We start from the raw sequence: 23,653 nt of genomic DNA on the forward strand, positions 1-23,653 counted from the left end.
ACAGAACGCGGACGGAATCTGTCCGCGTTGCTTTCTAGTCTCGGTGCATGGCGAACGACACAATCATCGAAGCGCAGGGGCTCACCAAGCGCTTTTCAGTCAAGAAGAAGACCGTCGAGGCGGTCACCGATCTCTCCTTCCAGGTCGCGCGGGGCGAACTCGTGGCATTCCTCGGGCCGAACGGCGCGGGCAAATCCACGAGCCTGCGCATGCTGACGACTCTCATCCCGCCCACCGAGGGCACGGCTCGCGTCGTCGGCTTCGACATCCTGCGCAGTCCCGCCGAGGTGCGTGCGCGCATCGGGTACGTCGGGCAGCTCACGAGTGGCAGCTTCGCGCAGCGCGCACGGGACGAACTGCTCAGTCAGGGTGCGTTCTACGGAATGTCCAAGGCTGCCTCGAAGCAGCGCGCGAATGAACTCATCGAGTCGCTCGACCTCTCGGGTTTTGCGACACGGGCTGTGCAGCAGCTTTCGGGAGGGCAGAAGCGTCGGCTCGACATCGCACTCGGGCTCATGCATGCGCCGCCGCTCATCTTCCTCGATGAGCCGTCGACCGGTCTCGACCCGCAGAGCCGGGCGAACCTGTGGCAGCACATCCTCGACCTGCGCGCCCAGCACGGCACGACGGTGTTCCTCACCACGCACTACCTCGAAGAAGCCGACCGCTACGCGGAGCGTGTGATGGTCATGGACAAGGGCCGAGTTATCGCTGACGACACCGCCACGGCGCTCAAGGCCAATCTCGCCGGTGACGTGCTGACCCTCGGTTTCGGCTCGACCGACGAGGCCGAACGTGCGGTCGCAAGAGTGCAGACCCTGACCGACCGCGAGGTGCTCGTGGAGGGACCGTCGCTAACGGTGACGGCTCCCGACGGCGACGCATTGCTGCCGAGGGCAGTGCGGGCGCTGGATGCTGCGGGCCTCCGTGTCGATCGGGCGACGGGCGTTCCGCCCACCCTCGATGACGTGTTCCTCGCACTGACCGGCCGCACGTTGCGCGAAGCGGGGGAGGGCGAGCCCATCGAAGAAGAGGCGGACGAGGCATCCGCCGCCGCAACCGATACCACTGAGAAGACAGGAGCACGTCGATGACCGCCACAGCACCCGCCCCCGACACCGCGGTGACCGCGAACCCCGCCCGCGACACCTGGAACGTTCTCACCCGTGAGCTCAAACCCGTCGTGCGCGACCCGTTCACGCTGATCTTCAGCCTGCTGCAGCCGCTCGTCTTTCTCGGGCTGTTCGCGCCGTTGCTCGTCGGGTCGTCGGGTCAGCCCGTAGGCGAGACCTTGCAGTGGTTCGTCCCGGGCGTGCTCGTCATGATCGTGCTCTTCGGCACGGGTGCCGTGGGGTCGAACCTGCAGTACGAGATGATGACCGGGTCGCACGAGCGCACACTGGTTGCCCCGCTCTCGCGCTCGTCCCTGCTGGTCGGGAGAGCGCTCAAAGAGATCGCCCCGATCGTCGTGCAGGCGATCATCATCGTGTTGATCGCCTGGCCCTTCGGCTTCACGATCAACGTTCCCGGGCTCGTCATCGGGCTCGCGCTTCTTGCGGTGTTCGGTGTCGGGCTCGGCTCGCTGTCGTACTCGCTCGCGCTGGCGACGAAGGATCGAGAGTGGCTCTTCTGGGGCGTGCAGCAGACGCTGATCTTTCCGCTGCTGATTCTGTCGGGCATGCTTTTGCCTCTCGACGACGGTCCTGCGTGGATGCGCGCGGTCTCGACGGTCAACCCGATCAACTGGGTCGTACAGGCCGAACGTGCGCTGTTCGCGGGTGACCTGTCGAACGTCGTGGTGCTGTGGGGCTGGGTCGCCGCGGTGGTGCTTGCCGCTCTCGGCCTGTGGGTCGGGATCCGCTCGATGCGTCGATCGAGTTGATCCACTGAGTCTGTCGCCGAGTGCACGACTTGCCCGCGAGTCCACGGCTTGGCCGCGGTGGGTAGGCCGTGCGCTCGGCGCTACCGTGCACTCGGCGGGGACAACGAGAGGCTACCTCGGGACTTCTCGGCAGGATCGGTTAGCGTGAGCGGATGACGATAGCGATGCGACGGGGTGCGCTCGCCGTCGTCATCGCGCTCGTACTGGTCGCACTCGGCGCGGGTGTGGGCCTCGCCGTCGGTGATGCCCTCGGCATTCGCACGGAGTCGACCGAGCAGATGACTCCGTCCGCGCCGGTGGTTCCGATCGTTGAGGAGGCAGTCGCGCCGCCTCGGTTCAGCGCGGTCGACGCACCTGTCGGACCGCGCTTCGACCTCGCGATCAATGAACTGTTGGATGCTGTCGCCGACGCTCCTGAGCGTGCAGGGGAGGCAACCCTCACCGTCGATGTCGGTGGTCTACCGATCGATGACGTCCCGGTCGAGAGCACAACGGGCGAAGATTCAGAGATCTACCGGGTCACAGGCGCCATCACCGCGGTGACGATCGAATCGCTCACCGACGCGGGTGCAGTGCGGGGTATGTACGATCTCGCGGCGGCGATTCGAGCGGGGAACCCCATCGAGTCCCTGATCGGCACGACGACGTCCTCCCGCCTGCCGTTGCGGATGGTCGATCTCGGCGCGGTCGGTGTCGACCCCGATCCGAGCCAGTGGGAGTCGGGCACCGACTACTCGCACGTCTCCCGCGCCTTCGAGGAGGTGTACCTCGCCGAGCCGCCGTACATCGACGAGGCGGCCCTCGCCTCGGCATACGGCGATTGGGAAAGCTTCCTCGCGCACTCGATCGCGAACGGCTCCAACGCGGTCGCATGGCCCGGATTCGTCGAGTACACGACGTTCGACGAGGTCGATGGGGGTCCGGTGTACCCCGCGGGCGACTCGCACGTCGCCCGCGCCCTCGCGCTGCGTGAGGCGTTCGGACCCTTCTGGGACCGCGCCGCCGAACTCGGCGTCAAGGTCTTCCTGCGCACCGACATGCCGACGCTCACGCCCACGATGAACGAGTGGATCACAGATCGCTTCGGGTCGCTCGACACCGAGAACCCCGAGCTGTGGGAGGTCTACGCCCAGGGGCTTGACGAGCTCTACGCCGCCGAGCCCGGCCTCTCGGGCATCCTGATCCGCATCGGCGAGGGCGGCGACATCTACAAAGAGCCGGGCTGGGATTACTACTCCGCGATCGCGGTGCGCACACCAGCGGCCGTTCAGGCCATGCTCGAGACCTATACGGCGCAGGCCGAGGCATCCGGTCGCGAAGTGATCTTCCGCACGTGGAGCGTCGGAATCGGTGCGGTGGGCGACATGCACACCGACTCCGAGTCGTACCACGAGGTGCTCGACGGCATCGACTCGCCCGCCCTCATCGTCTCGACGAAGTACACGCTCGGCGACTACTACTCGTGGCTGCCGCTGAACAACACGCTCGAGACCGGCGATCAGCGGCGGATCGTGGAGTTCCAGAGCAAGCGTGAGTTCGAGGCGCTCGGAGCGTTCCCGAACGATCTCGGACCCGAGTTCCAGTGGGCGATGCAGACACTTCTCGCCGCGAACCCGAACATCGAGGGCGTCTGGACCTGGACTCAGGACGGCGGCCCGTGGCGTGCCGGGCCGATGATCCTCTACCTCAAGGCGGGCTTCTGGCAGCTGTCCGAACTCAACACCCAGATCGCCGCAGCGATCGCCCGCGACCCCGAGACCGACATCGGGCAGGCCACCGTCGACTGGGCGCGGGAGTACTTTTCGGATGACCCGGCCACCGTGACCGCGATCGCCGAGGCGATGGCCCTTTCGCGGGACGCGATCACGCAGGGTCTCTATCTGCAGCCGTTCGCCGAGGTGCGCGCGTTCGCGCTCGGACTCGAGCCGCCGCCGCAGATGTGGTTGTTCGAGTGGGACATCCTGACGGGCGACAGCGCGACGCTCGACGTGCTCTACTCCGTCATCGGGCGCGATCGCGTCGACGAGACGATCGCGCTCGGCCGCGAGGCGCTCGCGGACGCCGAGCGGATGACCGAGTTGGTAGAAGGGACGGATGCTTCGACCTGGCGCGATCTCGCGATGCGGGAGGCCTTCACCGGCGCACTCGAGTACGAGGCGAATACCCTCGGGCTGCTCTCGGCCTACCGTGAGATGTTCCTGCGTCAGGCGGAGTGGCACGACACTCGCTCGCCCGAGGTGCACATGCAGTGGCAGGAGTCGCGCGACGCATACGTGGCGCTCGCGGAAGACCACCTCCACCGCTACGAGGGCGACATCGACCATCCGGCCTGGAATCTGACCGCGGCACAGCTCGGCGTCGATCGCGCCGAGCGTGACCTTCCGATGGCGTGGATGGCGCGTGCCCTGCTCGTGCTCGCCCTCGCGTGGGTGGTGATCGGGATGCTGGCGGCCCGCACTCGTCTCGTGCGGAGACCGGGTGCCGCCGCCGCTCGGGTGTCGTGGATCGCCTCGACACGCCCGTGGCGAGCGAGGGAGTCGACGCTCGGGATGCTTCCCCTCGACCGCTGGCTGCTCCTCGTAGTGCCTGCTGCCCTGTTGATCGCGACCCGCGCCGTGCAGACCTCGTTCCTCTCGTGGACGCACCTTGCGGTGGTGCTCGGAGCATGGGTGATCTTCGCCCTCGTCGTCCGGTTCTTCGTCGGCCGCCATTCGCCGTGGCCGGTCATCGCGGCCGTCGGCGGGGTGGTCGTGCTGCGCTGCATCCTCACCCTCGCGGCACTGTCTTTCACCGGACCGGGCGGTTACTGGTTCGCGTTCTGGACGAACCCGGCGGTCCGCACGATCTACATCGCGGTCGCGTTCGCCTTCTTCCTATGGGTCTTCGTCGCTGCGGGCTGGGCGCTGGCGGCGCAAGTCGGAGTGCGGCGGGGATGGGGCTTCGTGCTCGCCGCCGTCGGAGCGGGACTCGCGCTGCCGGCCGCCGTGGTCGCAATCGTCGGACTGGAGCCGGCCCTCACGCTCTGGAATGACGAGGTGGGCGTGCTGCCGTGGGGTCTCGCGCGCATCCTCGGCATCACCACTTACCTCGAGATCCCCGCCGAGACCGCGTGGTTCGCGGCGGTGTTCGGCGTGGTGCTCACCGTCATCGGGGTGCTGCTGGCGCTGCCGCGTCGCGGCGCTGAGGCATCCGTCGCCCCCTGACTGAGGTCAGCCCTTGCCGAGCGTCTTGTCGAATTCGCCCTGGCGGGTCGAGACGATGTCTTTGCCGAGCGGCATGAGCGAGATCGGCACCATCTTGAAGTCGGCGAGCGCCAGCGGAATGCCGATGATCGTGATGAACAGCGCGATGCCCGAGGCGATGTGGGCGAGGGCCAGCCACCACCCGGCGAAGATCACCCAGATGACGTTGCCGAGGAACGAGCCGACGCCGGCTGTCGGCTTCGGCACGATCGTGCGGCCGAACGGCCAGAGTACGTAGTTCGCAGTGCGGAATGCGGCGATCGACCAGGGGATCGTGATGATGAAGATGAACAGGATCACGCCCGCGAGGATGTAGCCGAGAAAGAGCCAGAACCCCGCGAGGATCAGCCAGATGATGTTCAGCAGTGTGCGCACGGACTCATACTCTCAGTCAGTAGCTGTGTATCCGCTCGCTGTGAGACCTCACGACTCGAAGACGACCCGCGGGTCCTTGCGGCGCACGAGCGCGACGGCACCGACGATCAGCAGCACAAGGCCGACCACGATGATTGCGGCCGCGACGATTGCTCCGGGCGCGACCGTGTCGGGGTCGAACTCGAGGATCCACGTGCGGATCGCTTCGCGGACGGACGCTGTGGTCACCACCCACAGGCCCACACCGGCGAGCGCGGCGAAGACGAGCCCCCAAGCGACGCCTGCCCAGCGCACGCGCGGCTCAGGTATAGAGGAGGGATCAGGGGCGGATGCCTCGGCCGGCGGCTCGAGGAGGACGGTGTCGTCGTAGGTCATGGCGGTTCCGATCAGTTCTCGTAGATCTGGACGTAGATGAGGCCCGATGTCTGGGTGAGCTCGACTATCTGGCGAGTCGGGGAACGGCCTGAGTCGGACGGGCGATTGCTGATTCGCTCGCTGACACCCGATTCTCCAGCGGTGGTCGACGCACGCCACCAGCCTTGGTCGCTGATTTCGCCGGTCATGTTGTCAATGCGAACCCACTCGACATCGACACCGCCGAGCACCTCGAGGTCGACGATCACCCCGGGAGTGATCGATATGTAGGTGTAAGTCCCGCGCTGTTCGATAACGATGGGTTCGGGCGTCCCGCCCACGTCGCCCACGTCGATCGAGAGGTCGCCCCACAGGTGGGTGAAGCTTTGCGGCTCGTAGTTGTGAACGTAGGTGCTCCCGAACTCGATGCCGCGCATGATCGGGGCTGCTCCGGTCAGGGTGCCGGCGAAGAGCAGAGCTACAGCGGTGAAGGCGAGAAAGCCGGTCCGCCGGCGGAACGCCCCGGCAAGAACCATCGAGAGCCCGACGACGAGTGCGCCGGTGAAGAGCCCGACCGCCACGGCCAACCCCACCTCAAGCCCGCCGGCCGACGCCCACAGTGCGGCCCCAGCCCCGATCACGAGCGCCGCTCCGATCACCAACACGACGTAGCCGAAGCTCGTCCGCGGGTTCGATGCTCGCCGCACGCGGCGACGTTCCGCGGCCTCCGCTGCGAAGACCGCGCTCGTTGCGGCCCGCTCGGCCCTGGCCTGCTCGCGGGCTGCACGCTCAGCATCCTGTTGCTGACGACGCCACGCGTCATCCTGCACCTTCCAGGCGGCGTGCTGCTCACGCCAGGCGGCCATCTCGCTGTCGCTCGCCGATGATGCCGGCTGCGCCGGAGGAGGGATAAAGCTCGAAGTATCGGCGGACCCGACCACGCCGAACGACGCCGGAGCGCCCCCCGGGGTCGGGTCCACCGGCGCGCTGACGCCCGAATCGTTCAGCGCGGGGTCGCCGAGGGTCGCAGGATCCGCAGAAGCCATTCTTGGATCCGGCACAGAAGACACCCCGGACGATGCAGCGCGGCGCGAAGACGACCGCGCAATGAGAAAGATGATGCCGCCGATCACGACGACGGCCGCCAAAGTTGAGAGCACACTCCACGCGGAGCCGTCGATCCATCCGCCCGGCGCGAGGAAACCGAACGGTACGGCCGCGAAGGCCCATGGGCCCACGGGGAAGAGGCCCATGATGAGCAGGATGCCGATGCCGACCATCGCCGGATCGAAACGTCGCTCGATCAGTTCGCGCAGATGAATACGGCCCGACAGGTCGGGGAGCAGTGCCCAGCCGATCGCGTAGACGAGGAACATCGGCAGCCCGAACAGCGCCGCTACCACGAAGATGCCGCGCACGATGATCGGGTCGATGCCCAGACGCGTAGCGAGACCGGCGCACACTCCGCCGATCCACCCGTCGCCACGGGCGATGCCCAGGTCGGTGACCCACGAGAAGAAGCGGTCCCACCCACCCGGCCGAGGGGGCGGAGTGGGCGCGGGGCCAGGGTCTGCGGGGGGAGCAGAGGTGGAGGTATCGGTCATGCTTCGATCCTCGGCTCTTCCCGGGCACGCTCGCCATGGGGTGAACCCCTGAGCCGACCCTGATCTTCGCGTCCGAGGGGTGGCGGAAGAACCTCGGGGTGATTGGATTGCCGCATGGCTTCGATACCCGCGTTTGCCGCGCGCACAAGACCGGCCCTGCGCCGTCCGCGGGCGTGCGCCGTGTCGGGAACGGCCGAAGGCCTCGCGGCGCACCTCGGGTGGAGTGCGCTCGCGGTGCGCGCGATCTTCGTGCTCCTGAGCCTGCTCGGGGGCGCCGGGGTGCTGCTTTACGTCTGGATGTGGGTCTTCACCCCGTGGGCGGACGGGCCGGCCGCTCAGTCCCGCCGCGTTCCGGTGGCCTGGATCTTGACCGGCACGTCGGGCGTTGCCATGGCCGTCACGACCTATTGGTTCGTGAACGCGACATCGTTCGGCGCCGTGATGAGCCCGACGTCGGAGTGGTTCGGCTGGGTGGGACTGACCGGCGCGCTCGCCGTGGCCGCCGGAATGTGGGCGACCTTCGCTGACCGTGGCGACCCTTCGCGTGGCCCACGGCACGAATTGTCGGTGCGGTTGACGGTGACCGGCATCCTCACAGCTCTCGTGGTCATGCAGCTCGCAGTGATGCAGCAGACCGGCCTCGTCGCCTTCGTCTACGCGATCGCGATCATCGTCGGCATCGCCGCCGTTTACTCCTCGACCCTCATCGCGAAGTGGCGGGCGCTCTCGGGTGAGCGCGTGGCCCGCATTCGCGAAGAACAGCGATCCGAGATGGCCGCACACCTGCACGACTCGGTGCTGCAGACACTCGCGCTGATTCAGAACCGCTCCGAGTCTTCGAGCGAGGTCGCGCGCATTGCGCGGGCCCAAGAGCGCGAACTCCGTGCGTGGCTCTACGACGGCGACAGCCCGGCCGATAGCGACCTGCCCACCGACCTCCGCGATTACGCGGGCGCACTCGAACTCGACTACCCGGTGCGCATCGAGGTCGTCTCGGCAGGGCTGTCGACCGAGCGAGCGAGCGGCGATGTCGCGGCCGCCGCGCGCGAGGCGATGCTCAACGCCGCGCGCCACGCGGGCGGCGAGGTGTCGGTCTACATCGAGGGCACCGCAATAGGAGTCGACGTGTTCGTCCGTGACCGCGGCCCAGGATTCGCGCTCGACACCGTGCCCGGCGACCGACTGGGAGTGCGCGAGTCGGTCATCGGTCGACTGCGCCGTGCGGGCGGATCGGCGTCGGTCAAGGTGGGCGCGGGCGGGGTCGGCACCGAGATCCATCTCCACCTCGATCGGGAGGAGGCACGACGTGGGTGACTCACTGCGAGTGGTGATCGTCGACGACCACTCGATTTTTCGTTCCGGGTTGCGGGCCGACCTCGATGCGTCGGTGCAGGTGGTGGGCGAGGCATCCGACGTCGCCTCCGCCGTGGCGATCATCACCGACACGCAACCCGACGTCGTGCTGCTCGACGTGCATCTACCCGGCGCGGCAGATGCAGGCATCCCCGACGCGAGCGGAGGCGAAGCAGTCCTCCGTCGCGCGACACCGCTCGCGCCGCAGACCCGGTTCCTCGCTCTGAGCGTCTCGGATGCCGCCGAAGACGTCGTCCGCGTCATCCGCGCCGGCGCCCGCGGCTACATCACGAAGGGGTCCTCGGGGGCCGAGGTGAGCAGGGCTGTGCACGCAGTTGCCGGAGGGGATGCTGTCTTCTCGCCGCGTCTCGCCGGCTTTGTGCTCGACGCTTTCGGCGCGGTCGCCGGCGAAACCGCGACGACGACCGACGAGCTCGACCGACTCTCGAGCCGAGAGCAAGAGGTCATGCGTCTGATCGCCCGCGGCTACGCGTACAAAGAGGTCGCGTCCGAGCTGTTCATCTCGACCAAGACCGTCGAAACTCACGTCTCAGCGGTGCTGCGCAAGCTGCAATTGTCGTCGCGGTACGAGCTCACCGCGTGGGCGTCCGAGCGCCGACTGCTCTAGTCACCCCTGTCGGTGCACGCGCCTAGACTTGACGGGCCATGACCGATGCGAATCAGCCCTATATCGTCGTGCCCGCAGGCGGGCCGCAGCAGGCGGGCGTGCGCCCCGACGAAGACCTGCTCGAAGGGCTCAATCGCCCCCAGCGCGACGCCGTGACTTTCCGCGGGCAGGCGTTGCTCATCGTCGCCGGCGCAGGGTCGGGCAAGACCAGCGTGCTTACCCGCCGAGTCGCCAGCCTGCTACGGACGAAAGACGCGTGGCCGAGCCAGATCCTCGCGATCACGTTCACCAACAAGGCCGCCGGCGAGATGCGAGAGCGTGTGTCGCAGCTGATCGGCGACCGGGCGCAGGGCATGTGGATTTCGACCTTCCACTCCGCGTGCGTGCGGATCCTCCGCCGCGAGGCCGAGCAGTTCGGCTTCACGAAGTCGTTCACGATCTACGACTCGGGTGACTCGCGCGCGCTGATCAAGCGCCTTGTCAAAGAGCACGAGGCCGACACCTACGGCATGACCCCGTCGGGGGTGATGAGCCGCATTTCGAAGCTCAAGAACGAGCTGGCGGATGCCGAGTCCTACGCCCGTTCGGCGAACATGACCGATCCCGCCGAGCGCATCTTCGTCGAGCTCTTCGCCGACTATCAGCGCTCGCTGCAGAAGGCGAACGCCTTCGATTTCGATGACCTGATCGGTCAGGTCGTCTATCTCTTCCGCGCGTTCCCGCAGGTGGCGGACTCGTATCGCCGGCGGTTCCGCCACATCCTCGTCGATGAGTACCAAGACACCAACCACGCGCAGTACGCGTTGATCCGCGAGCTCACACGGCCGCCCGGATCGGACGCTCCGCCCATGGCGGGCGGCGGCGGAATGATGATCTTCGACGCCGAGCCTGACGCCGAAGACGGCGCGTCGCTCACGGTCGTCGGTGACTCCGACCAGTCGATTTATGCGTTCCGCGGCGCCGACATCCGCAACATCACCGAGTTCGAGCGCGACTACCCGGGCGCGAAGGTCGTGCTCCTCGAGCAGAACTACCGGTCGACCCAGAACATCTTGAACGCGGCCAACGCCGTGATCAGCCACAACTTCGACCGCAAAGACAAGAAGCTGTGGACTGACGTCGGCGAGGGTGAGAAGATCATCGGCTTCACCGGGTACTCGCAGCACGATGAGGCCCAGTTCGTCGCCGACGAGACCGAGGCGCTGCGCAAGGCCGGCATCGATTACTCGCAGATGGCGGTTTTCTACCGCACGAACTCGCAGTCCAGGGCGCTCGAAGAGATCTTCATCCGCTCGGCGGTGCCGTACAAGATCATGGGCGGCACGAAGTTCTACGAGCGCGCCGAGATCAAGGACGCGCTGGCGTACCTCGTCGCGGTGGCGAACCCGGCCGATGAGATGGCGGTCCGTCGCATCCTCAACAAGCCGCGGCGCGGCATCGGCGACGTGACCGAAACCGCGATCGCCCGGTACGCGGCCGACGAAGGCATCACGTTCCGCGACGCTCTCGCGAACGCCTCGGCGCTCGGGGTCGGGCCCAAGATCCAGGCAGGTATCGCGCATCTCGATGCGGTCCTGGCAGAGGCATCCGCCCTCATGGTCCCGTCCACCGGAGAACTGCCCCCGCCCACGGCCGTCGCCGACGGACTGCAGTTGCTGCTGTCAAAGACGGGGTACACCGATGCGCTGCGCGCGAGCCGCGACCCGCAAGACGAAGCGCGCGTCGAGAACCTCGACGAGCTCGTCGCCGTCGCGCGTGAGTTCGCCCGAAACAACCCCGAGGGCACGATCGTGGACTTCCTCACCGAGGTCGCGCTCGTCTCGGACGCCGATGATCTCGAAGACGCATCAGGCTCGGTGTCACTGATGACGATGCACACCGCCAAGGGACTCGAGTACGACGCCGTCTTCGTGACGGGCGTCGAAGAAGACCTCATTCCGCACCGGATCTCGGCGAATGAGCCGGGCGGTCCCCAGGAAGAGCGTCGATTGTTCTACGTCGGCGTCACGCGTGCCCGCAAGCGTCTCTATCTGTCGCTCGCGATGACCCGCGCCCAGTTCGGCGAGGTCACCGTCGCAATGCCGAGCCGCTTTCTGCAGGAGATTCCGACCGAGCTCATGCACTGGCGCCAGTCGCCCGGCGACGTCAACTCGCGCGGCGGCACGCAGTCGCGGGCGCTCAACGCGCGCCGCGGTGGGCCCGGCTCGAGCGGCGGTTTCGGCGGCGGTGGCAACACAGGGCGCTACGGCGCCGATCTCGTTCCGCTCCCGCGCCGTGAGTCCAGCGATATCTCGAAGTTCGCCAACCGGATCCCCGCCAAGGTGCGCGACAACGGCGATATGGAGCTCGGGCCAGGCGACCGCATCCGCCATGACGACTTCGGCGAGGGCAAGGTCGACCTCGTCACGGGTGAGGGCGCCAAGCGCGTCGCGCACGTGCGCTTCGACAGAGTCGGTGCGAAGAAGCTTCTGATCAAGATCGCTCCGATTGAGAAGCTGTAACCGGAAGCCTGACCGGAAAGAGCTGCCCGGAAGCTGTGAGTAATCCCGGGGCCGCCTCAGCGCCCCGGGTTAGGCTCGACGGATGGCACTCTTCTCGCGCCGGCCCAAAGACACGCCCGCTGAAACCCCCGCAGAGTCCGACGCTGTCGTCGAACCTCAGCCCGACATCGTCGTTCCCGACATCCGCGATGTGACCGCTCAAGCTTCTGTCGGCATCTCGGTCTCGTCCTACCAGGGGCTCGGATCCCAGGCGCCCGTCACGCTGGCGCGTGCCGAGGCATCCCGCCGCGAAGTCTCGGGCGACTCCGAGACGATCCCGGGCCTCCGCGACAACGTCCCGCTCCGCGAAACCCTCGCACGCCTGGGCGATTCCCCCACTTCGCAAGAGCTGATGGATGCTGCGCGCCAGGTGATGCAGGGTCACCTGTTTCTGCGGGTCAAGGGCGATGCCCGTGCCCTGCTCGCGGCCGGCGAAGGTCTACCGCTCGCCCATGTCGGCGTCGGCGATAAGAAGTTCGCCGTTGCGTACAGCAGCGGAGCCGCGATGGCCGCAAGTATCCGGGCTGACGGCGATGCCGATACCTCTGCCTTCGGTCAGCCCTCGCTCGTGATTCTGCGCAATGTGCTGGCCGGCTCGGCCGATGGCCTCGCCATTGACCCGGCATCCTCACCCGCGCGCATCATCCTCTCGCGCGCGCTGATCGAGCAGATGCTGGCCACCTTCGACGAAGAGCTCACCATCAAGACGCTCCTCGCCGGCGACCGTACGCCAGAAACCGCGACCGCCATTGCCGAAGCTCTCACTCGTGTTCCGTTCTGGGTTGCCGTCAACAAGTCCGAGGACGGCAAGGTCATCGGCGTTGCCGAAGGGCGCAGCGGCGACGGATCACGGTTCCTCGAGGTCTACACGCACCCGCTTGAGGTCGTCGCGATGGGCCGCAACGACCAGCCGGCGCCGATGACCGGTGACCGGTTGGCGAAGGCGCTGGCGAAGGACGAAGGCATCACCGGTGTTCTCGTCGACCCGCGCGGACCGTGGATCAAGCTGTCGCGCGAAGATCTCGCACCCCTCCTCGCGTTGGTCGAAGAGGCCTGAGCTGCGGCGTTCGTCAGCGCACGCGGCCGGCGTCGATGCGGCGCAGGATCCACTTGTGACCCTCGATGAAGCCGGTGACGAGCACCAGAAGTCCTAGGCAGGCGAGCCACTCCGAGCCTGTGAGTGACGTCGCACCGACGACGTTCTGCAGGAACGAGATCTCGGTCGAGAGCACGATGATGATCACCGGCCAGACGAGCATCTTCGCCACGGCGGCGATCGGCGCGGCGAGACCCGTCTCGGGCGAGCGCCGCATGAGAACCGCACTGATGACGGTGCCGAGGCCGACGACGACGTAGGTCATCGTCATGGCATGCGAGGGTTCGGAAGCGCTGGGTTCATCGGGACCCCAGACGAGTGGTATCCACGATGCGACGAAGATCGCGGCGCCGTACAACATCCATTCGGCCAGGGCGCCTGCGTGCGCGACGCCGAGCTTGGGGTCGCGCGGCGGACGATCCATGATTCCCGGCGGAGTGGCATCCGCAGCGATGGCCAGCACCGCGAAGAGGGTCACGAAGAAGTTGAGGAACAGCACCATCCCCGGGAAGAGCGCGACCCCGTCGGCGATCGCGAAGGCGGATGCGGCGAGAAACAAGAGCAACAGCGACACGAGCTGCGACATCTGGAATCGCAAGTAGGACGTGATCTTGTCGTAGACCGCCCGACCCAGCTCCACTGCGCGGACGAGGGTTGCGAAGTTGTCGTCGGTGAGCACGAGCTTCGCCGCCTGCTTGGTGACCTCAGAGCCCGAGCCCATCGCGACGCCGACATCCGCCTGTTTGATGGCCGCAGCGTCGTTGACCGCGTCTCCGGTCATCGCCACGATCTCGCCCTGGGACTGCAGCAACTGCACGAGCCGAAGCTTGTCTTGCGGTGTGACGCGGCCGAAGACGTGCAGATCAGGAACGCCGTTCAGCAGCTCGGTGTCGTCGAGCTTCTGCAGGTCAGCGCCGCTGATCGCCCCTGTGCCGAGCCCGAGCTCTTTACCGATCGCGCCGGCGGTCACCGCGTGGTCACCCGTGATCATGCGCACCTCGATTCCCGCGCGCTGTGCGATATCGACTGCGACCTTCGACGAAGGACGCAGTGGATCGACGATGCCGACGACCCCGATGAGGTCGAGGTCAGCCACGAAGGCCATCGGGTCGGCGAGGACGGCCGCTTCGTCGGCCAGGTCGATGAAGCGGGCGGCGATCGCGAGGGTGCGCAGACCGCTCGAGCTCATCGACTCGAGCACCTCGGTGACCTCCGCGGTATCGATCGGAGTCGTCGTGCCGTCGAAGCCGTAGCGGGTGGCGCACCGACCGATGATGATGTCGGGGGCGCCCTTGACGAACGCCATGAGGCGCGTCTCGCCATCGACGACGAGGTGGTGAAAGGTTGCCATGAACTTGTACTCGGAGTCGAACGGCACTTCCGCGATGCGCGGGTGATCGCGGCGTGTCGCATCGGCGTCGACTCCGAACTTGGCCGCGAGCACAATGAGCGCAGCTTCCGTCGGGTCGCCGACGACGGCGCCCTCCGCCGACACGGTCGCGTCGTTGGGGAGCGAGACGGCCAACCCGATTCGGGTCGCCTCGATCGGCTCACCCGCGGCGGCGAGGACCTTCCCATCAAAGGAATAGCCGCCACCGGTCACTTGGTACCTGCTACCGCCGAGCCACACGGTGCGCGCGGTCATCTCGTTGAGCGTGAGGGTGCCGGTCTTGTCGGAACAGATGGCACTCGTGGCGCCGAGAGTCTCGACGTCGGCGAGGCTTGCGACGATCGCTTTCTCCTTCGCGAGCTGTGTCGCACCCCACGACAGCAGGCTCTGCACGAAGGTGGGAAGGCCGGTCGGAATCGCCGAGATCGCCACAGCCGTGGCCAAGAACATCAGTTCGTCGAGCTCTTGCCCACGCACGGCACCGATGACGACGATGATCGCCACCGCGATCCACGCAACGATTCCGATCACCCGCGTGAGCCCATCGAGTTCGCGCTGCAGCGGTGAACGCGAGTTCTTCACCGACGACAGCAGGGTCGCGATTCGGCCGACCTCGGTGCGCATCCCGGTCTCGACGATGACCATGCGCGCCGTGCCGCGGGTGACCGACGTGTTCTGGAAGAGCATTGCGGTGCGGTCGGCGAGCGCGGTCGAGGGACCATTGGCCGCGCGTCCCTTCTCGATGGGAAGCGATTCACCGGTCAGCGCCGACTCCTGCGTCTCGAGTGTGGCAGAGCGGATGATTCGCCCATCCGCGGGCACCAGATCGCCCGCTTCGAGATCGACGATGTCACCCACCACGAGAGCGGTCGCATCGACGAGCTCGATCGCCCCGTTGCGGACGACGCGTGCGTGCGGAGTCTGCAGCTTCGAAAGCGCGTCGACGCTGCGACGCGCTTTGAGCTCTTGGCGTGTGCCCTGCAGAACGTTGAAGCCGACCAGAACTGCCACGATGATCGCCGTGGAGATCTGTCCGATCAGCAGTGAGACGACGGCGACAGCAATGAGCATCAGGGTCATGAGTTCGGCGAGTTGACCGAGGGCGATCTTGATCGCGCTCGGCGGCGGGGCACTCACGAGGGCATTGGGGCCGGATGCGGCGAGCCGCTGCACCGCGTCGGCCGACGTGAGGCCTCGTTCCGCGTCGGTGCCGAGCTCGACCATGACCGCCTCGGGTTCGAGTGACCACCACGCGGTGATGGTTGCCGTGCCGTCAGTTGTGGGTGTGCTCACGGGCTCAGGTTATTGCGTCGGCACCGCTTCCCGCTCGTGCGGGACGCCCCGCTAGGGTCGGTGCATGGCGAGCGAACGCATCACCTTGACTGTTCCCGGCCCCCACGGCGACCGTGAGGTGGGGCTGTCCAGCCCGAACCGCGTGCTGTGGCCCGAGCTCGGCATCACCAAGCACGAACTCGCCGAGTACTTGATCGCGGTCTCGACCCCGTTCCTCAGCGCCAATGGAGATCGTCCGGTGTCGCTCGAGCGATTCCCCGAGGGTGTCGACGGAGAGCGCTTCTACTCGAAGAACCCGCCGAAGGGCGCACCGGGGTTCATCGAAACCGTGACAGTGGCGTACAACAGCGGGCGGAAGCATCCGCAAATCGTCCTCACCGAACCTGCCGCGGTGGTGTGGGCCGCCCAGATGAACACCGTCGTGTTTCACCCGTGGGCGTCGCTGACGGACAACACCGACAACCCGGTCGAACTGCGCATCGACCTCGACCCGCAACCGGGGACGGATTTTGCGGATGCTGCGGCCGTCGCACCGGCGCTCCGCGAGGTGCTCGAAGAAGCCGGATTGACGGCATTCATCAAGACCAGCGGCAACCGGGGGCTTCACGTGTTCTGCCCGATCGAACCGACCCACGAGTTTCTCGACGTGCGGCATGCGGTCATCGCCGCGGGTCGAGAGCTCGAGCGGCGCATGCCCGACAAAGTCACCATGAACTGGTGGAAAGAAGAGCGCGGCGAGCGCATCTTCATCGACTTCAACCAGGCCAACCGCGACCGGACGATGGCGGGGGCCTACAGTCCACGCGCTTTGCCGGGAGCGACAGTGTCGATGCCGATCACGTGGGACGAGCTTGCCGGGGGCGTCGACCCGGCGGCCTTCACCGTCCGTGATGCACCACAGCGACTGGCCGATGTCGGAGACCCGTGGGCCTCGCTGCTCGAGAAGCCCAGCCGCATCGACACCCTGCTGGAATGGTGGCAGCGCGACCTCGACAACGGGCTCGGTGAGCTGTCGTTCCCGCCCGACTTCCCGAAAATGCCGGGCGAGCCCCCGCGCGTGCAACCGAGCCGCATCAACCCCGAGAACTGGGACTGAGCGTATCTGTCGCGCTCGTCTCGATGCTCGCTCGCTACTCCAGCACGGCCCCGACGTCGAAGGCCGACACCGATTCGAGTTGATCGAAGGTGCACGAGGCCGGGTCACGGTCGGGACGCCAGCGTGCGAACTGCACGGTGTGGCGGAACCGCCACCCCTCGAGTTGGTCGTATTTGACCTCGAGCACCAACTCGGGGCGAAGCTTGACGAACGATGAATCGCGACCGGCCGCGGAGAAGCGTGACTTCTCGCCCTCGCCGGTGAGTGCTTCACCCGACTCGTCGGTCTGAACGAGCGGGGCGAGCTCGTCGACGAGTTCGAGGCGACGCTTGTCGGTCCAGGCCGACACCGCACCGACGTTGTGCAACTCACCGTCGACGTAAAGCCCGACCAACAGCGAGCCGACGCCCTGGCCCGATTTGTGGACGCGGTAGCCGAGGGCCACGACGTCGGCCGTGCGCGCGTGCTTGATTTTGAACATCGACCGCTTGTTCGGTGCGTACGGCTGCGCGAGGGGCTTCGCGATCACACCGTCCAAACCCGCGCCTTCGAACTCGTCCAGCCAGCGACGCGCGAGGTCGGGGTCTTCGGTGGTGCGCGTAACATGCACCGGATGCGGCAGCCCACCGAGCAGGTCGACCAACTGCGCGCGGCGCGCGGCGAACGACTCACCCTGCAGGTCGCGGTCGCCGCGGGCCAGCAGGTCAAAGGCGATGAACATCGCGGGAGTTGTCTCGGAGAGCATCTTCACGCGGGATGCCGCGGGGTGGATGCGCTGGGTGAGCGAATCCCAGTCCAGCCGCTGCGCACCTCGGTCACCCTTCGGGACGACGACCTCGCCGTCGATGAGGCACGGCTCGGGGAGGAGGCGCGAGAACGCCTCGACGAGCTCGGGAAAGTAGCGCGTGAGCGGCTTCGCGCCGCGCGAACCGATCTCGACGGTCTCGCCGTCCCACGACACGAGGCCGCGGAAGCCGTCCCACTTCGGCTCAAAGCTGAGGCCTCCTGGTGTCTTGGCGGGATCAGGAATCTCGGGCACAGACTTCGCCAGCATCGGCGCGGGGATCTCGTACGGCATGGGTCCTATCCTGCCCGCGAAACCATCAGTTCGGGATAGGTGCGGTGACCTTCGGTCGCGCCCAGCGCGCGGGCAGATCCTCACCGTCCCACACCTGGATTGCTCCCCACACCGCGGCGGTGATCGGTACCGCGAGGATCGCCCCGACGATGCCGCCGAGCACAGTGCCGACGGTCAAGGCGACCAGGATCACGAACGGGTGCAGCTTCATCGATCGACCCATGAGCACCGGCTGGAGGAAGTTGCCCTCGAGCTGGTTGACCAACACGACGACGCCGACCACGATGAGGGCGACGACCGGCCCGTTGGCCACGAGCGCTACGAGTGCAGCGAGAATGCCGGCCACGGTGGCACCCACGATCGGGATGAACGCGAGCAAGAACACCAGCACTGCGAGAGGAACCGCCAGCGGCACCTGAAGGATGAGCAGACCGATCAGGATGCCGATCGCGTCTACCGCGGCGACCGTGGCGGTGCCCCGCACGTACGACCCGAGCACCGTGGTGGTCTTGTCGCCGATGCGACGGGCGCGTGCGTAGTGGTCGCCGCGGAAGGGGCGAAGCATGAACTCCCACATCTGGGGTCCGTCCTTCAGGAAGAAGAACAGAATCGTCACCATCAGCACGAAGCCGGTGACAAAGCTCGCTACCGCGCCCACGCCGGCCAGAGCCCCTGACCCGAACTGTGCGCTGGTGAGGAAGTCGGTCACACTCGCGACGAGTTCATCGATCTGATCGGGCTGTACGAACTCGAACGGCAAGGTCTGCACCCAGGCGAGCACATCCTGGAAGCCCTGCTCCGCTTGTGCGTAGAGCTCATCCCATTGATCGCGCACCGCCCAGACGATCAACCAGCTGAGCGCGCCGAGGATGACGACGATCGTGAGCAGGGTGATGACGGTTGCCAGTACCGAGGGGACACCGCGCCGCCGCATCCAACTCATCACCGGATGGAACGCGCACGCCAGAATCAGCGCGATCACCAAGGGGATGGTCACAAGGGTCAGCTGCTGGATGCCCCAGATGATGCCCGCGGCGACCGCGACCACGACGATGATCTGAATCGCACGAATGCCCAGACGCCCGAAGCCATCGGCCCAGAGGCTCCATGGTGCGTGTGTAGGCCGTAGATCCATCGGCGGTACATCAAGCTGCACGCGCCGCGGTTCGTTGCTGAACAATCCCATGGGATCACGCTACGGGCTGTCACCGAGATTGGTCGGAGGGCTTGCGCGAGCACGCCCTACGAGCTACACGAAGGCGCTCATGCCGGTGATGTCGCGGCCGATCAGCAGCGCCTGCACGGACTCGGTGCCCTCATACGTGTGGATCGCCTCGATGTCGACCATGTGCTGCATGACGCCGTTCTCGAGCAGGATGCCGTTGCCGCCGAGCATGTCACGGGCGGTGGAGGCGATCCGGCGTGCGGCGCGGGTGTTGTGGTACTTCGCGAGTGATGCCTGCGTGGGGCGAAGCTCGCCTGCGGTCTCGAGGTCGGCCATCCACCGGCAGTACAACTGCATGGCGGTGAGGTCCTCGAGCATGTTCGCCAAGCGCTCCTGCACCATCTGGAACTTCGCGAGCGGCCGGCCGAACTGCACTCGCTGCTGGGAGTACTGCAGGGCGGCTTCGTAGCAGGCGGTGGCGTGACCGAGTGCCGACCACGCAACACCTGAGCGGGTTGAGTACAGGACGGTCGAGGCATCCTTGAAGCTCTTCGTTCCCGGCAGTACCGCGTCGAGCGGCACGCGCACGTCATCGAGGGTGATGTGTGCTTGATGGATGCCTCGGAGCGAGGCTTTGCCCGCGATCACGGTGCCGACATACCCGACGCGCCCTTGTTCGACGAGGAAGCAACGGACAGAGCCATGCACGTCGGCACCTTCGTCATCCACGCGCGCCCAGACGAACGTGATTCCTCCGGAGGCTCCGTTGCCGATCCACTTCTTCGCGCCGTTCAGCACCCACTCGTCGCCGTCGCGCCGGGCCGAAGTCTCGAGCGAGACCGAATCTGATCCGTGGTCGGGCTCGGTGAGGGCGAACGAGGCGAGAACTTCCGAGCGGGCGACCTTCGCGAGCCAGGTGTCCTGCTGCTCGGGGCTGCCGAACAGGGCGAGTGTGCGAAGCGCCAAGCCGCCCTGGACGGCCACTACGGTGCCAAGCGAGCCGTCGCCGCGCGAAACCTCCATGTTCACCAGTCCCGCGGCCAGCGGAGAGAACCGGGTGAGCGCCGGGTGCTCGATGCCGTCATTGAGGAGATCGAGTTCGCCCAGGCGTGTCGCGATGTCGATCGGGTATGCACCGGTGTCCCACGCCTCTTGCATGCGGGTTCCGACCTCATCGATGAACCCCTGCGCGCGTTCCCAGACCGCGCGGTCTTCGCCAGGGATGTCGGCGAAGACGGCGTAATAGTCGGTGCCCAGGCGTCCCGTGACGTCGTAGCCTTCGACACCTTGACCGGGGCGTGCGTGGAAGTCGGTCATGGCGGTGCTCCTTGGGGCGGTGGGGGTGCAGGGTCGATTGTAGTGGAACTGGATGCCGTGTTCTATAGGACTCAGTCTCACAATGGCTAGGTCGATCGGACGCATGCTATCGTTCTGCAAAACCGACCGGCCGGTATGCCCGCGCGAGGAGGCGCCATGCAGGATTCAGCACGTCGATTTGAGGGCACGGTCTCTCTCGTCACCGGTGCCAGTCGTGGGATCGGACTCGCCATTGCCCAGTGCCTGGTGGACGAAGGTGGGTCCGTCGTGGTCACCGGTCGCAGGCAAGAGGGTCTCGACGCTGCGCTCGCGCAATTGGGCGGTGCGGCGACCGCTGTGGCCGGCCGCGCCGACGACGCGGAGCACCGCGCGGCGGTCTTCAGCCACATCGCCGAGCGCCACGGGCGCCTCGACCATCTGGTCAACAACACGGGCATCAACCCCGTCTATGGCCCCGTGATCGATGTCGACGCGGATGCCGCGCGCAAGATTCTCGAGGTCAACGTGTTGGCGGCCCTGGAGTGGACGCGGGCGGCGCTTCAGTCGGGGCTCTCTCGGTCGATCGTCAACATCGCATCGGTCGCAGGTCTCGGTGCAAGCCCGGGGATCGCCTTTTACGGCATTTCCAAGGCCGCGCTGATCAACCTCACTGTTCAGTTGGCCGACGAACTCGCCCCGGGCATCCGCGTGAATGCGGTCGCGCCGGCCGTCATCAAGACCGTCTTCGCGCGCGCTCTCTACGAGGGGCGCGAGGCCGAGGCATCCGCCGGGTACCCGTTGAAGCGTCTCGGCGAACCGCAGGACGTCGCGGGCCCCGTTTCGTTCCTGCTGTCGGACGACGCGGCGTGGATCACCGGCCAGACGATCACGATCGACGGCGGCGCCAGCATCCGGTCGTTCCTATGAAGGATTCGCAGGTCGCCGATCGGGTGACGCGCGCCGCGGTGGGGCTCTTTGCGACGCAGGGTTACGCGAACACGAGCGTGCAGCAGATCGTCGAGGCGGCCGGCGTCACCAAGGGCGCGATGTACCACTACTTCGAGTCGAAGGACGATCTGCTCTTCGGCATTTACGACCGCCTGCTGTCGCTGCAGAAGTCGCGGCTCGACGAGCGGATCGCGCGGGGCGGTGCCACCGACGAGATGTTGCACGAGATCTGTGTCGATGTGCTGCTGACTTCGATCGATGAGATCGAGGGCGGCACGGTGTTCTTCCGCAGTGCCCACATGCTCGCGCCCGCGCGCCAGCAGGAAGTGACGAGTCGTCGCCGCGAGTATCACGACGCGTTCGCGGGGGTGATCGCGCAGGGTCAGAGGGAGGGCATCTACCGCACCGACATTCCGCTCGCGATGCTCGCCGCACATTTCTTCAGTGATGTGCACTACCTCTCGCACTGGTATTCGCCTGCGGGGCCCGACAACGAGGCCCAGGTCGCCGGGCAGCTCACCGAACTCTTTCTCACCAGCATCCGGAGGACCGATGTCTGAATCCCCGACCATGCGCGCGTGGCGCGTCACGACCCTCGGCGAGCCAGCCGACGCGCTGGAGCTCGAAGAGGTGCATGCTCCCTCACCCGGGCCAGGCACGGTGCTCATCAGTGTCGCCGCGGTGTCGGTGAACTTCGCCGATGTGCTGCTGGTGCGGGGCAAGTACCAGGTCAGGCCCGAACTCCCGTTCATCCCCGGAGTCGAGGCCTCTGGTGTTGTCGCCGCCCTCGGCGAGGGTGTCGACGGCCTCGCGGTCGGGGATCGCGTCGTCGCCGCGGGAATCGGGATGCTGGCCGAGTATGCCGTCGTTGCCGCAGCGGCTGTCCAGCGGATTCCTGACGGGTTGGCGGATGCCGCGGCATCCGGAATCCTCGTCGCCTACCAAACCGCCTGGTTCGGTCTGCACCACCGCGCACGAATCAAGCGTGGCGACTGGGTTCTCGTGCACGCGGCCGCCGGGGGAGTCGGGGCCGCCGCCGTCCAGGTCGCGGTCGCCGCAGGCGCTCGGGTGATTGGAGTCACCGGCGACGAGCGCAAGGCGGATGCCGCCCGGGCTTCGGGAGCGGAGTTCATCCTTCGCCGAGGCGGAGACGACATCGCGGCGCGTGTCAAAGAGATCACCGGCGGGCACGGGGCCGACATCGTCTTCGACCCGGTAGGCGGCCCGGCCTTTGTCGCCTCGACGCGCTGTATTGCCTTCGAGGGCCGCATCATCGTCGTGGGCTTCGCGGGTGGCGAGATGCAGACGATGTCGTCGAGCCACCTCCTCGTGAAGAACTACGACCTGATCGGGCTCTACTGGGCGACCTACCAGGAGCAGAGACCCGAGCTGGTCTCGGTCGCACACACCGAACTCATGAATCTGTTCGAGCGGGGTGCGATCACGCCCGGGGTCGACTCGGTCGTGGAATTCGCCGACGCGCCGCGAGCCTTCGACCGTTTGGGCGCGGGCAGCGCCGCAGGCCGGGTCGTCATTCGAGTCGCCTCGTGAAGCTCGACCTCACCGGGCGCACGGCGCTCGTGACCGGCGGCGCGCGAGGCATCGGTGAGGCCTACGTGCGGGCGCTCCACGACGCGGGGGCGCACGTGGTGGTCGCCGACATCCTCGATGCCGAGGGCTCGGCGCTCGCTGCAGAGCTCGGTGAGGGAGCGTTGTTCGTGCACCTCGATGTGACGAGCGAAGAGGACTGGGCGGCGGCGGTCGCGGCATCGGTCAACGCATTCGGAAGCGTGGACGTGCTCGTCAACAACGCGGGAGTCGCCAACGCCGCACCCATCGAGCACTTCACCACGCCAAAGTGGGAGGCCGTCATCGCGGTGAACCTGACCGGCACGTTCTTCGGCTGTCGAGCCGTCGTGCCCGTGATGAAGCAGCAGTTCGCAGGCCACGGGCGGGGCGGCTCGATCATCAACATCTCGTCGGTCGAAGGAATGCGGGGAAGCAAGGGCCTGCACGGCTATACGGCGGCGAAATTCGGCGTGCGCGGGCTGTCTCAGTCGCTCGCAGTCGAGCTCGGGGCGTTCGGCATCCGTGTGAACTCGGTGCACCCGGGGTTCGTCCACACGAGCATGACAGACCGCATCGACCCGGCGCACCTCGACATTCCCCTTGGGCGTCCGGGGAAACCCGGCGATCTCACCGGCACCATCGTCTTTCTCGCCAGTGACGCCTCGGCCTTCACCAGCGGTGCGGAGTTCGTGGTCGACGGCGGCATGATCGCGGGAATTCCGCACAAGTAGGCGCGCCGGGTCA

Annotated in this window: 19 protein-coding genes; 12 read left to right on the top strand and 7 right to left on the bottom strand. The window is 66.8% G+C overall.

Going from position 1 to position 23,653, the window contains the following annotated elements; all coding sequences use genetic code 11:
- Positions 1 to 47 precede the first annotated feature (47 nt).
- The 3 genes from LG299_RS14610 (at position 48) to LG299_RS14620 (ending at position 5,085) form a co-directional block, all read left to right on the top strand.
- Complete coding sequence (locus LG299_RS14610; RefSeq protein ID WP_404431485.1) at positions 48 to 1,094, top strand: ATP-binding cassette domain-containing protein; 1,047 nt, start codon at positions 48 to 50, stop codon at positions 1,092 to 1,094.
- Positions 1,091 to 1,882, top strand: coding sequence for an ABC transporter permease (locus LG299_RS14615; RefSeq protein WP_404431487.1), 792 nt, complete (start codon positions 1,091 to 1,093; stop codon positions 1,880 to 1,882). Before LG299_RS14610 ends, LG299_RS14615 begins: the two co-directional genes overlap by 4 nt.
- A gap of 152 nt (positions 1,883 to 2,034) precedes the next feature.
- Positions 2,035 to 5,085 (top strand): hypothetical protein, encoded by a 3,051-nt coding sequence (locus tag LG299_RS14620; RefSeq protein ID WP_404431489.1) that lies wholly within the window; start codon positions 2,035 to 2,037, stop codon positions 5,083 to 5,085.
- A 6-nt stretch (positions 5,086 to 5,091) separates the two neighbouring features.
- On the opposite strand, the gene LG299_RS14625 is transcribed toward LG299_RS14620, so the two are convergent.
- Genes LG299_RS14625 through LG299_RS14635 form a run of 3 tightly spaced genes read right to left on the bottom strand, consistent with a single transcriptional unit; the run spans position 5,092 to position 7,457 of the window.
- The gene (locus LG299_RS14625; RefSeq protein WP_404431491.1) at positions 5,092 to 5,499 is read right to left on the bottom strand and encodes a YccF domain-containing protein; all 408 of its coding nucleotides are present in this window, start codon (positions 5,497 to 5,499) and stop codon (positions 5,092 to 5,094) included.
- Between the two features lie 48 nt (positions 5,500 to 5,547).
- The gene (locus LG299_RS14630) at positions 5,548 to 5,874 is read right to left on the bottom strand and encodes a hypothetical protein (protein WP_404431493.1); all 327 of its coding nucleotides are present in this window, start codon (positions 5,872 to 5,874) and stop codon (positions 5,548 to 5,550) included.
- Between the two features lie 11 nt (positions 5,875 to 5,885).
- Positions 5,886 to 7,457 carry a PspC domain-containing protein gene (locus tag LG299_RS14635; protein WP_404431495.1) on the bottom strand — a complete coding sequence of 524 codons (1,572 nt, stop codon included), beginning with the start codon at positions 7,455 to 7,457 and terminating at the stop codon, positions 5,886 to 5,888.
- 114 nt (positions 7,458 to 7,571) lie between these two features.
- Here LG299_RS14635 and LG299_RS14640 point away from each other — a divergent pair, with 114 nt between their 5' ends.
- From LG299_RS14640 to LG299_RS14655, 4 genes are all read left to right on the top strand, one after another.
- Complete coding sequence (locus tag LG299_RS14640; RefSeq protein WP_404431497.1) at positions 7,572 to 8,771, top strand: PspC domain-containing protein; 1,200 nt, start codon at positions 7,572 to 7,574, stop codon at positions 8,769 to 8,771.
- Positions 8,764 to 9,438, top strand: coding sequence for a LuxR C-terminal-related transcriptional regulator (locus LG299_RS14645; RefSeq protein ID WP_404431499.1), 675 nt, complete (start codon positions 8,764 to 8,766; stop codon positions 9,436 to 9,438). The genes LG299_RS14640 and LG299_RS14645 overlap by 8 nt, the downstream gene beginning before the upstream one ends.
- Before the next feature lie 38 nt (positions 9,439 to 9,476).
- Positions 9,477 to 11,939: an ATP-dependent helicase gene (locus tag LG299_RS14650; RefSeq protein WP_404431501.1), complete on the top strand. Its 2,463-nt coding sequence runs from the start codon at positions 9,477 to 9,479 to the stop codon at positions 11,937 to 11,939.
- A gap of 82 nt (positions 11,940 to 12,021) precedes the next feature.
- On the top strand, positions 12,022 to 13,035 hold the full coding sequence (locus LG299_RS14655) for an SseB family protein (protein WP_404431503.1): 1,014 nt from the start codon (positions 12,022 to 12,024) through the stop codon (positions 13,033 to 13,035).
- A 13-nt stretch (positions 13,036 to 13,048) separates the two neighbouring features.
- Here LG299_RS14655 and LG299_RS14660 read toward each other — a convergent pair whose 3' ends face one another.
- Complete coding sequence (locus tag LG299_RS14660) at positions 13,049 to 15,757, bottom strand: cation-translocating P-type ATPase (RefSeq protein ID WP_404431505.1); 2,709 nt, start codon at positions 15,755 to 15,757, stop codon at positions 13,049 to 13,051.
- 64 nt (positions 15,758 to 15,821) lie between these two features.
- Here LG299_RS14660 and ligD point away from each other — a divergent pair, with 64 nt between their 5' ends.
- Positions 15,822 to 16,853: a non-homologous end-joining DNA ligase gene (gene ligD, locus LG299_RS14665; RefSeq protein WP_404431507.1), complete on the top strand. Its 1,032-nt coding sequence runs from the start codon at positions 15,822 to 15,824 to the stop codon at positions 16,851 to 16,853.
- 34 nt (positions 16,854 to 16,887) lie between these two features.
- On the opposite strand, the gene LG299_RS14670 is transcribed toward ligD, so the two are convergent.
- From LG299_RS14670 to LG299_RS14680, 3 genes are all read right to left on the bottom strand, one after another.
- Positions 16,888 to 17,931, bottom strand: a complete 1,044-nt coding sequence (locus tag LG299_RS14670; protein WP_404431509.1) for an ATP-dependent DNA ligase — start codon at positions 17,929 to 17,931, stop codon at positions 16,888 to 16,890.
- A 25-nt stretch (positions 17,932 to 17,956) separates the two neighbouring features.
- Positions 17,957 to 19,117, bottom strand: coding sequence for an AI-2E family transporter (locus LG299_RS14675; RefSeq protein WP_404431511.1), 1,161 nt, complete (start codon positions 19,115 to 19,117; stop codon positions 17,957 to 17,959).
- A gap of 63 nt (positions 19,118 to 19,180) precedes the next feature.
- Positions 19,181 to 20,413 carry an acyl-CoA dehydrogenase family protein gene (locus tag LG299_RS14680; RefSeq protein ID WP_404431513.1) on the bottom strand — a complete coding sequence of 411 codons (1,233 nt, stop codon included), beginning with the start codon at positions 20,411 to 20,413 and terminating at the stop codon, positions 19,181 to 19,183.
- 156 nt (positions 20,414 to 20,569) lie between these two features.
- On the opposite strand from LG299_RS14680, the gene LG299_RS14685 reads away from it, so the two are divergent.
- The 4 genes from LG299_RS14685 to LG299_RS14700 are packed head-to-tail and all read left to right on the top strand — an operon-like array spanning position 20,570 to position 23,640.
- Positions 20,570 to 21,319: an SDR family oxidoreductase gene (locus LG299_RS14685; RefSeq protein WP_404431515.1), complete on the top strand. Its 750-nt coding sequence runs from the start codon at positions 20,570 to 20,572 to the stop codon at positions 21,317 to 21,319.
- Complete coding sequence (locus LG299_RS14690) at positions 21,316 to 21,900, top strand: TetR/AcrR family transcriptional regulator (protein ID WP_404431517.1); 585 nt, start codon at positions 21,316 to 21,318, stop codon at positions 21,898 to 21,900. Before LG299_RS14685 ends, LG299_RS14690 begins: the two co-directional genes overlap by 4 nt.
- Positions 21,893 to 22,891, top strand: coding sequence for an NADPH:quinone oxidoreductase family protein (locus tag LG299_RS14695; RefSeq protein ID WP_404431519.1), 999 nt, complete (start codon positions 21,893 to 21,895; stop codon positions 22,889 to 22,891). The genes LG299_RS14690 and LG299_RS14695 overlap by 8 nt, the downstream gene beginning before the upstream one ends.
- Positions 22,888 to 23,640, top strand: a complete 753-nt coding sequence (locus LG299_RS14700; protein WP_404431521.1) for a glucose 1-dehydrogenase — start codon at positions 22,888 to 22,890, stop codon at positions 23,638 to 23,640. Before LG299_RS14695 ends, LG299_RS14700 begins: the two co-directional genes overlap by 4 nt.
- Positions 23,641 to 23,653: the final 13 nt, after the last annotated feature.

This window comes from Microbacterium lacus, assembly GCF_044794305.1.
GTDB classification, from domain to species: Bacteria; Actinomycetota; Actinomycetes; order Actinomycetales; family Microbacteriaceae; genus Microbacterium; species Microbacterium lacus_B.